This window comes from Treponema primitia (genome assembly GCF_046533075.1).
GTDB classification, from domain to species: Bacteria; Spirochaetota; Spirochaetia; order Treponematales; family Breznakiellaceae; genus Termitinema; species Termitinema primitia_B.
The window spans coordinates 1-9,899 of the sequence record NZ_JAJQRB010000037.1 but is presented as its reverse complement, the minus strand read 5'-3'; the positions used below and the strand labels follow the sequence as shown (position 1 = coordinate 9,899).

Annotated in this window: 7 protein-coding genes and 2 pseudogenes; 4 read left to right on the top strand and 5 right to left on the bottom strand. The window is 52.6% G+C overall.

Annotated elements, in window-relative coordinates:
- The 3 genes from LQZ19_RS07035 to LQZ19_RS07025 all read left to right on the top strand — a co-directional run.
- A partial coding sequence (locus tag LQZ19_RS07035; RefSeq protein WP_411046956.1) for a hypothetical protein occupies window positions 1-3,063 on the top strand: 3,063 nt, incomplete at its 5' end.
- Between the two features lie 276 nt (window positions 3,064-3,339).
- On the top strand, window positions 3,340-3,957 hold the full coding sequence (locus tag LQZ19_RS07030; RefSeq protein WP_411046955.1) for a hypothetical protein: 618 nt from the start codon (window positions 3,340-3,342) through the stop codon (window positions 3,955-3,957).
- Window positions 3,958-3,994: 37 nt separating this feature from the next.
- Entirely contained in the window at window positions 3,995-4,951 is a 957-nt protein-coding gene (locus LQZ19_RS07025; RefSeq protein ID WP_411046954.1) for a hypothetical protein, read from the top strand.
- Window positions 4,952-5,202: 251 nt separating this feature from the next.
- Here the strand turns inward: LQZ19_RS07025 and LQZ19_RS07020 are convergent, their stop codons facing one another.
- From LQZ19_RS07020 to LQZ19_RS07005, 4 genes are all read right to left on the bottom strand, one after another.
- On the bottom strand, window positions 5,203-5,499 hold the full coding sequence (locus LQZ19_RS07020; RefSeq protein WP_411046953.1) for a nucleotidyltransferase family protein: 297 nt from the start codon (window positions 5,497-5,499) through the stop codon (window positions 5,203-5,205).
- A gap of 336 nt (window positions 5,500-5,835) precedes the next feature.
- Window positions 5,836-7,314 (bottom strand): glycogen synthase, encoded by a 1,479-nt coding sequence (locus LQZ19_RS07015; RefSeq protein WP_411046952.1) that lies wholly within the window; start codon window positions 7,312-7,314, stop codon window positions 5,836-5,838.
- A 58-nt stretch (window positions 7,315-7,372) separates the two neighbouring features.
- Window positions 7,373-7,789, bottom strand: a complete 417-nt coding sequence (locus LQZ19_RS07010) for an ACT domain-containing protein (protein WP_411046951.1) — start codon at window positions 7,787-7,789, stop codon at window positions 7,373-7,375.
- An 11-nt stretch (window positions 7,790-7,800) separates the two neighbouring features.
- On the bottom strand, window positions 7,801-9,102 hold the full coding sequence (locus tag LQZ19_RS07005) for a phenylacetate--CoA ligase family protein (RefSeq protein ID WP_411046950.1): 1,302 nt from the start codon (window positions 9,100-9,102) through the stop codon (window positions 7,801-7,803).
- A gap of 151 nt (window positions 9,103-9,253) precedes the next feature.
- On the opposite strand from LQZ19_RS07005, the pseudogene LQZ19_RS07000 reads away from it, so the two are divergent.
- A pseudogene (locus LQZ19_RS07000) lies at window positions 9,254-9,580 on the top strand (FCD domain-containing protein); the annotation flags it as partial.
- Window positions 9,581-9,648: 68 nt separating this feature from the next.
- Here LQZ19_RS07000 and LQZ19_RS06995 read toward each other — a convergent pair.
- Window positions 9,649-9,899 (bottom strand): annotated as a pseudogene (locus LQZ19_RS06995) (Rpn family recombination-promoting nuclease/putative transposase); the annotation flags it as partial.

The following is a 9,899-nucleotide window of genomic DNA, read 5'->3' as shown; positions in this document are numbered from 1 at the left end:
CCGGATGGCAGCCACTTCGGCGAAATCAGAACCGACTTTACGGTACGGAACAACCAGTTCAAAGTATCCATGAATATCGTTGACGGAAACAATCTTAGACACTACTCCATTACCTATGTAACCAAGGGGGCCACGCAAATTCCGGCAACCGCCCTTGTACCGGGTAATGTCTATACCGTTGGCTACGGCGGGGACACCCGCTGGACCCGCTTAGGCGCGCCCAACAATGAGGTGGGGACCACCTTTGTGGCCCTTAAGGCGGCTTCCACTGCGGACGGAACAGGCGGTACGGTCTGGGGCTATACTGCGGTATCTGGCACAGAAAAAACCGATGTTTTCCCCGGCGGTAATCCCGCCGCAGCGGTAGCGGCCTATAGCGGTGTAGGTGATTTTGCCAACATTCCCGATTCCCTTGGGGTGGAAGACACGGTCCTCAAGCATAGCAGGCTCTTTATTCTCAAGGTCTACGACACCACAACCGGAGGCCCCATAGCGGAGCAGCTTGCCCAGGCGGCAATCTTCAATCTTGATATGGATAACGATGACAAAACGAGACCCACCGCGGTGGTAAACCCCTTCCACTGGAACAACAAGGATAATAATTCCCTCTACGGGAACAGCAAGAACAACGGCCACATAGAACTGGAGGCCGATCTGCCCGGTAACTTTACTACCGGAGGTTTAGGCGTTCTGGACAGGGACCCCAAGGTTTCAGGGAAGATAAGCATACGGGGCAGCGCCGAGGATAACAACATACTCGGTTCCCTCTGGGTCTACATGGACGGATTTACCTTTGCCGGAGCCGCCGTAACGGAAACGATCTATCCGTCCCACAGCTATGCCAAGGCAGCCGACTACATCGGCGGCGTCCTTACCGGCGCTGACCAATGGGATGCAAACGGCTGGAAATTTACGGTGGAGCCCGTATCCCACGATCAGGCGGGACATAAGGTTAACTGGCGGCTGGACATAGATACCAACAAAATAGCCAATATCGCCGCCGTGGACCGGCCCTTCCGGGTTCTTGCCCGGGATTTCCCGATGCCGACCGCGAACACCTCACTGGAAAGCTCTACCCAGACGGTTGCCGCCGCTAAGACGCCCTATTACCGTATGGACGTGGTACCCTATATCGTAAAGATTAGTACCGCCGCCAATTGGCTGCAGGGGGGCTTAAAGGACGACAACATCCGTTCCGCCGATGGCAAGTACTCGGTTATTCAGGGATCTAACGCGAGCTTTATCAACGTTACGGGCTTTAACCTTAACCCCATGACCAATGGGGTGCGGATTCTCAGCGCGGCCCTGAACGGAACCTACAGCCCCGCAGTGGCGAGCGGAACTATCCTGCCCTTTACCGGCGCTTCTGAAACGGGCTTTACAACCACCAATAATTCTAGCAAGTCGGGATACCTGGCGGTATACGTTGGAGCCACGGTGGGCACCTTGAATAACATCAACAGCAACGCTTCTCTGGGCTCGTATACCCTCACCGGCGGTACCGAGGGCCAGGACCAGGAAAATATGCCCAACCGCGAGGCGGACCGCTACAAAACCAAGAACATAACCCTCACCGACGACCGCTATTTGCAGTTCTATACGGTTAAAGAAACCGACGTCAGAAACGGGTATTACCCCACCATGATCATGAACGGCAATAACCCGGTCTTCGGGTACATTGACGACAATGGCGGCAGCTCTGCAGTTCCGGTGCCGCTGTTGGATGGGTCCAACGGGGTAGGAGGCGCCGGGTCAATGCACGGCAATGACGCCAGGCCCCAGCGGACGGAATTTAACATTAACACCAAGGCGCGGCTGTACACGGAATATCTGGTAAAGGCTTTAGCCTGGGAACAGATGGCCATGACCAAGGATGATTCGGGCAGGTACCTGCAAGCATCGGTATACAACTATAGCGGCGGCAGCCTGGAATTGATCTATGACCGGTATGCCGAACTCTGGCCCGGCTCGGCGGGTGGTCACCAAGGCTTAGGCTGGGCCGGGGGTACAACCTATGTGGACTGGCCCACCGACGCAGGAGGGCGTTCAAATAACGCCAATAACAATGCGGTAACCCTGGAGACGGTGGGCTTTACCCCCGGAATCCTGCTTAACCGGTATCAGTACCCCAAACTCATTTCCAAAGGCGATTCGATGTCGGTTGACGGGGCGTCCATGTATATGCTCTATTTTGACGACAATACGACAAACAAGGATCTAATTTTCAGGAATTTCCAGATTGGAACTAACGTTACCGGCCGTCCTAACCGTATAGGGAATTCCCTGGCTACCCAGGTTGATTCGCAAAACAGACCTTATAACACTGCCTATACAAATATTACAGAAACTACTGCCGGAACCGGGCGTCTAACCGCCGCATCAGGGGCGTCTCCCTACTTCGATATGGCGGTTACCTCCGACAATTATGTGGTGATAGTCTACTTCGATGAAAGCGCAGGAAAACTCAAGCTGAAGTACTCATCTACCCAGGTAATCGGCGCAAATCCGACGGCTGCGATTACCTGGACTACATCCGCGATAAATTTGCCGGACTATGTGGGTACCTATATCTCCATGGCCATAGACAGCGATGACCACCTCCATATTGCCGCCTTTGACAGAACCGACAGCGATCTGAAGTACATCTACATCGATAGCCGTACCAGTACCACCTACAAAGCGGTAACGGTGGATCAGTTCGGCGCCGTAGGAAACTGGACCCAGATAAAACTCAAGCCCGGGACTAAAATTCCCTATATCGCCTATTACAACGCCACGGAAACCGGCGGCCGGGACTCCATTAAACTTGCATACTCCAAGGCCCCCATTACCAGTGAAGCGACTGCCCTGGGCGGGGTAGACGGAAACGGCTACACCACCAGCGGCTGGGAATACATGACCGTCCCGGCCCTGACCCCACCCCAAGGCGGTTCCCTGAAGTTCAAGCAGGTTAACCTAGGCTTCACCGCCACCGCCATCACCTCCCCGGCGGTACCCGCCGGCTCACCAGTACTAGGCTACCTGGGTACAAACATCGAGTTCTCCTACCCGGTAAGCGAGTAAAGGTGTTCATTCACCGAATTCCCATAGTGTCCTCCACCCGGGGGACACTATGGGCCCCTTTTTTCTCCTTCTGCGCCTTCTGCGCCTTCGCGGTCTATTATTCTTCGTCTGATCCCCTATTTTCTTTCAAAAAATAGAATTCTTTAAAAATATCGCCTCCGGACTAAAGCAAAATTCGTAAGAAACGCCTTGGCATACCATCTGCGGGACAATTGCCATTATACATTGACGGAACAATGGCCCGGTATTACAATAATAGAAAACGGTTTAATGTCCATGCAGATAATAAACCGTAAAAAGATTCCTCCCGGGGAAGCCCTTTGGTTGCGCGGTTTAGACCGAGATTTGAGCTATGCCAGCACAGTAGCAATCTTAGCCGAGGTCAAAAAAGTACCGAAGGAAGCCCCCATCGGGGCATTTTTATATATCTTTGGACAGGTAAACAACCATCAAATCCAGGAGGTTTTAGGTATGCGCGGAGAAACAGTTGTATTCAATGCTTTTAAGGGTGCATTAGATAAACAGGATGACGCAGGGTTGAGCAATGATTTTAAGGATGCATTAAATAGACAGGATGTCGTAGCGTTGGGCTATATTTTTAAGGATATATTAGATAAACATGAAGCTGCAAGTTTGCGCAATTTTTTTAAAGATGTATTAGATAGACAGGATGTCGCAGCGTTGGGCAATTTTTTTAAAGATGTATTAGATAACCGTAATGACATTGACGTAGATGATATTTTTATCGAATTGGGCGCGGCTACCAGATGGGAAGCTAAAGGCAAAGCTGCGAGTAAAATTGCGACGGCGAAAAGTTTGAAGGAGATGGGCGACCCGGCTGAAAAAATTGCGCGCGTTACCGGTCTTTCTCTTGATGAAATTACAAAATTGTAAGAGGAGTTGAATTATCAGTACAAAAAAAAGGTCCCCAATGCAGGGGCTTACAGGAAAAAGCCGGTTATATGCTGCAGCGGCGCTGTTGGTTTTGGTGATTATCGGCGCTGCGGTCTTTCTTTTGGCCCGGCCCCGGGCAGTATGGCTGGTGGACGAGGCGTACCGGGAACAGTGGGAGAGGATACTCGATACCGCTAAACCGCCCCAGCGGATTCGGATTAGGACGGCAAGGGAAGACGGGAGTTTTCCTAAAAATTGGTATGGGTTTAGTATTACTACCCGTGGACCTCTGGAGCGGACTGAACTTGCCCCCCCCGTAGTTATATATAAGGGTCTGCCCTCGGCGCGGGAATACCAGGGTGCGCTGGTTTTGGCGATAGACCCCTGGATGATGTTCCGGGATTTTAAGGAACCGGCGATTTCACGGAGTAGGGCGGTTTCTCCCGAAGGCGGGGAGGGGGAGCTTCTTATACCCGGGCGGGACATGGAAGCCCGGTGGGCTTGGATCGCCCAGCTTTTACAAGAGCAGCCCGGAATTTTTCCCGAAGACCGGGAAGTCTGGGAAAGCGCCATGGAAGATCTGTTCCGGAACAGCCGCTTTCAGCAGGGCGCGGAAACCTATGGCTGGATAGACGCCCTGCCCCTGTTTTACCGCTCCTCCCCCGGCTGGGTCTATGCGCCGGTCAGCAGGATTCGCCGGCAGCCCCCCCAGGACACCAGCAACCTGGAGGCGAACCGTTTTCCCGAGATGGAGGACTGGCATGAATTCGGCATCCAGGCAGATATACTGTGGGCCGTCCCCTTTGGCGAAGAAAAAAACACAGCAAAACTACAAACTACCCGAACATGGCTGGCGTCCCTGGCAGCCCAGACAACGATTGCCAACACCCTCTTCTGGATCCCCGCCCACCAGGAAGGCGCCCCCTACAACGCCGTTGCCCGCTCCGCCCGTCTCGCCTGGCTAAGCAGCAGCTTCGTGTGGCAAATACGGTAGCCCGGTGAAGCCATGCGCATACTGGGTTTTCGAAAGCACACAATTTGTAAGGGGGGCCTGTCAGGAAGGAAAAGTATGGGACCTCCCAGAGGGTCCCTCCATACTTTTCCTTCCCGACACCCCACTCCGTACTAATTGTAAGTGTGCTTCCGTGCCTCCTAGGCGCATGGCTTCACCGGGCCGGTTCGCCAAATTATGCTTAACTATGCTCCAAGCGGGAAATTTCATATGTTATTTTTTCAGAAATGTTTTTATCCAAGTTTTACAACTTCCCCTAAAGAATTTAAAAGGGTATAAAATTTTATATTGTCATCAAAATCAACAAGATCAACTTTATTTGATAATTTTCTGTCTAATATTGAATATACTCTAAAAAATTTATTGGCTGGTAATCCGGTTATGCCAATATCTATATCTGAATGCTCATGAATTTTTCCTGTTACTAAGGAACCAAATAAAAAAACAGATTTACAGCCTTCATTTTTGAGTAATGTTATTGCCATTTCTATGTCGTCACGATATTTTGATGGTATTTTATTAAGCTCCATATTTACAAAATATAGTATAAAAAGACCATTGTCAATAACACCCCACTCCGTACTAATTGTAAGTGTGCTTCCGTGCCTCCTAGGCGCATGGCTTCACCGGCCGGTTCGCCAAATTATGCTTAACTATGCTCCAAGCGGGGGGTATGCATCGTTCTGCGATAAAGGCCCCGCCCCCTAGGGACCCCCAGGACGTGGAGAACGCACAACAGGATCAGTTATCGGGGGTGGTGGTGTAAAAAATATCAGGGGGACCCTCTGGGGGTTCCTGATATTTTTTGCGCCGCCAGGACCCCATACTTCGTTTTGTGCGTTCCCGAAACTATGCTAAAGGGGTCCCTAGGGGGCGGGGTTTAAAGCGCTTTCGTACATGGCGATGTATACCTTTGCGGATTTTTCCCAGGAGAAATCCTGCTTCATGCCCCGGATACGCATGGCTTCGATGTGTTTCGGACGGTTGTAGTATGCCCAGACCGCCCAGCCTACGGTGTTGTAGATCGCCGATGGGGTCAGGTCGTTAAACATAAAGCCCGTGCCCGTTCCTTTTTCCTCGTTGTAGTTGCTCACCGTGTCCGCAAGGCCGCCGGTATTCCGCACTATGGGGAGGGTGCCGTAGGCGAGGGAGTACATCTGGTTCAGGCCGCAGGGTTCGTATTGGCTCGGCATGAGGAAGAAATCCGCCCCCGCTTCTATGAGGTGGCTCTGGTTTTCGCTGTAGCCGATCTGGGCCTTGAAGTTGGACAGCCGGCCGGAAAGGCTGCGGAGTTCATTTTCGCACCACGATTCCCCGGTACCGATGAGGACAAACTGGAGGTTCATGTCCCGGCAGATGGACCAGGCGGAACCGTAGGCGGGGCCGAAGAGGGCGCCCACCCCTTTCTGCCCGGTAAGGCGGGTGACCATGCCGATGATGGGCACATCGCTTTTCCCGCTCAGGCTGAATTCACGCTGGAGCGCTTCCTTCGCTTTAGCCTTCCCGCTCATATCCTGGACACTGTATTTTTGGGGCAGCAGGTCGTCGGTCTTGGGGTTCCAGAGGCCGGAGTCTATGCCGTTGAGGATGCCCATATAGTCTGCGGAACGGTGGCGGAGGACCCCGTCCAAGCGGAAACCCTGGACGTGGGTCTTGGTTTCCTCGGCGTAGTTGGGGGAAACCGTGTTAAGCTTATCCGCCGAATAGAGCCCCGCCTTGAGGAGGTTCATCATGTTCCAGTCCTCAAACCCCGCGGCGTAGAAATCGTTCCAGCCCAGGTTTGTATACCAGAAATTATCCTTGCTGTAGATCCCCTGGTAACCCAGGTTGTGGATAGTGAGGACCGATACGGTATTGGCAAACTCCCCATGGCGTTCCCCGAATTTCAGGAAAACCGGAACCAGGGCAGTGGGCCAGTCATGGGCGTGGAGTACATCGGGGTACCAGGAAGTTTTCCGGCAAAGCTGAAAAGCGGCGCGGCAAAAGAAGGTAAAGCGCCGGGGGTTGTCTAAAAAATCCGGTTCCGCGGGCGTTCCGTAGATACCGTCCCGGCCAAAGAATTTTTCATGATCGATAAAAAACACCTTGACGGGGTTCTTCTTCGGCGAACCGGGCAGTGCCGTGGTGTAGACGGCGCACCATTCCTCGCCGCCCCCCACATGAACCCCCATGGCGCCCTCAACCTGGGTAAGTTCACCACGGTTGATCCCATAGTACCGGGGGATGACAATACGCACTTCGTGTCCCAGTTTTGCCAGGGCAAGGGACAGGGCTGATACCGCATCGGCAAGGCCGCCGGTCTTAGCATAGGGAACAGCTTCACTGGCGGTCATCAAAATTTTCATATCTTCCCCTCTATGATGCTTTTTAGATCTTCACCTGTAACCATTCTAGGGGGAAAAATCAAAATTTTTCAACCACAGAAAGGCCGTTATCCGTAACTATTTTCAAACCCTGTTCCAAATTTTCCAATTTAAAAATAATCACCGCTTTTCCGGTCTTCCCTTCCAGGGAGGCGTAGAGATATTCGATGTTCACCTTGGACTTTTGGAAGAGTTCCATCACCTTAGCGAGGCTGCCGGGGTTGTCCACAACCTCCACGGCCACCACATCGCTTAAACGGGTGGTAAAACCCGCCTTAGTCAGGGCCGTGATAGCCTCGTCATTCTTATCCACGATGAGCCTGAGTATGCCGAAATCTGCGGTGTCCGCAATGGAAAGAGCCCGGATATTGATGCCGGCGTCCGCCAAGACCTTCGTTACCTCTCCCAGGCGGCCGGAACTGTTTTCCAGAAATACCGATATTTGTTTAATCTGCATAATGATACTCCCTATAATTTACGATTATCAATGACCCGCTTAGCCTTGCCTATGGACCGTTCTATGGTTTTAGGCTCCACCAATTTTACCTTTAGCCCAATCTGAAGCTTGGACTTCATCACATCCTGTATTTTATTCCGCAGCGTCTCCAAGCCCCTGGTCTCATCGCTGAAGAACTCCTGCTTAACCTCAACCAGAAGCTCCACCTCGTCCAGGTGAGATTCTCCCCGGTTAACCACGATAAGATACTGGGGTTCGGTACCCTCAATGCCGAAGAGGGCGTGCTCGATCTGGCTGGGGAAGACGTTGACCCCCCGGATGATCAGCATGTCGTCGGTGCGGCCAAAGAGGCGGTGCATCCTCACGGTGGTCCTGCCGCAGGAACAGGGCTCGTCCATGAAATAGGTGATATCCCGGGTCCGGTAGCGGATCAGAGGAGTCCCCTCCTTGGTGAGGGTGGTAAAGACCAGTTCCCCCTTTTCGCCTCGTTTAACATGATGACCGGTTTCAGGATCGATGATCTCCGGGTAGAACAGGTCCTCATTGACGTGCAGTCCCTCCTGGGCCTCGCACTCAAAGGCCACCCCGGGGCCGATGATTTCCGTGAGGCCGTAGATATCGTAGGCTTTCATCCCGTAGCGGCTCTCAATTTCCTTACGCATGTTCTCGCTCCAGGGCTCAGCCCCAAAACAGCCCTTACTGATGGGCAGCTTTTTCAGGTCTATCCCCGCGTCCGCCGCTTCTTCGGCCATATACAGGGCGTAGGAGGGGGTGCAGGTAAGCATGGTGGAACCGAAATCCTGCATCACCATGAGCTGCCGGGCGGTGTTTCCCGACGACATGGGGAGGACCTCCGCGCCTATGGTCATGGCGCCGTAATGAGCCCCGGGCCCTCCGGTAAAGAGACCGTAGCCGTAGCAATTCTGTACGATATCGTCCTTGGTACAGCCCCCGCCCGCCAAGGTCCTGGCCATGGCTTCCCGCCAAATATCAATGTCTTTTTGGGTATACTCGTCCACTACGGGCTTACCGGTGGTACCGGAACTCATATGGACCTCCACAATCCGGTCCGGAGGACTGGCCAAAAGGCCCCGGGGATAATTTTCCCGGAGGTCGTCCTTCGTGGTAAAGGGCAGCTTTTCGATGTCCCCCAGGGTGTGGATATCCCGGCTGGTAATGCCCAGGGCATCCATCTTTTTCTGGTAAAAAGGAACCGTGGTGTAGAGTTTTTCCACCAGGTTTTTCAGGTTGGCCAATTGGAGTTTTTTCCGCGCCATCTGGTCCATGCATTCGTGTCCGGGATTAAAAATCATGATACCTCCCTTATTCTTATCCATAATACAGCCTTTTCCCGAATTTTCAATCCCTATTTTTCACTAACCAGGAATTCAGGAATAACCACGGACCACACGGACCTCACGGACAAAGAGGAATAAGAAGAGAAACCGCAGAGATCGCAGAGGAGACACAGAGGAAGAAATGGATCAGGCCGCCTTGGCAAATGATATGGAACTCCACGGCAGGCTGGACTATGAATTCCACCTGGAAATTTTCCGGGCCACGGGAAACAATGTTTTTGTCTTGGTCTACGAGGTAACCCGGAAAATGTTCCGCCAGCACACCACGATCCTGAACGAAGAATTTTTCAAAAAAGCCATAGTTCAAAAAGAGGGGGACGATGTCCATTGGCGGCTATACCGGGCCATCAGGGAAAAGGACCTAGAAACCTGCCGTGCCTGTTATGTGGAGATGCTCTACTTCCGAGAAGACCCCCAACCGGATCTCCTTTAAAATTAACCGCAAACGGCTTGTTACTACGTATCTTCTTTAACGCTCGGTCTGCCTTCATGTTCCCGTCCCTACTCTAACCCGGCATCCCGAAGTTTCTGCCGAAGCTCTTGATTTTCCCGGTCTCTTTCCTCAATCACCCGGTCCTTTTCCTCAATCACCCGGGCTTTTTCCTCAATCACCAGCCGGGCTTCTTCCCGGCCCCTCTGGTATGCGTTATACATGCCGGAGTTGTAGTCCATGGCCGCTTTTTCTCGGAACATGGTTCGCGCCCAATGTTCCCGTTCCCGGCTTATCTTCTTTAACGCTCGGTCCGCCTTCA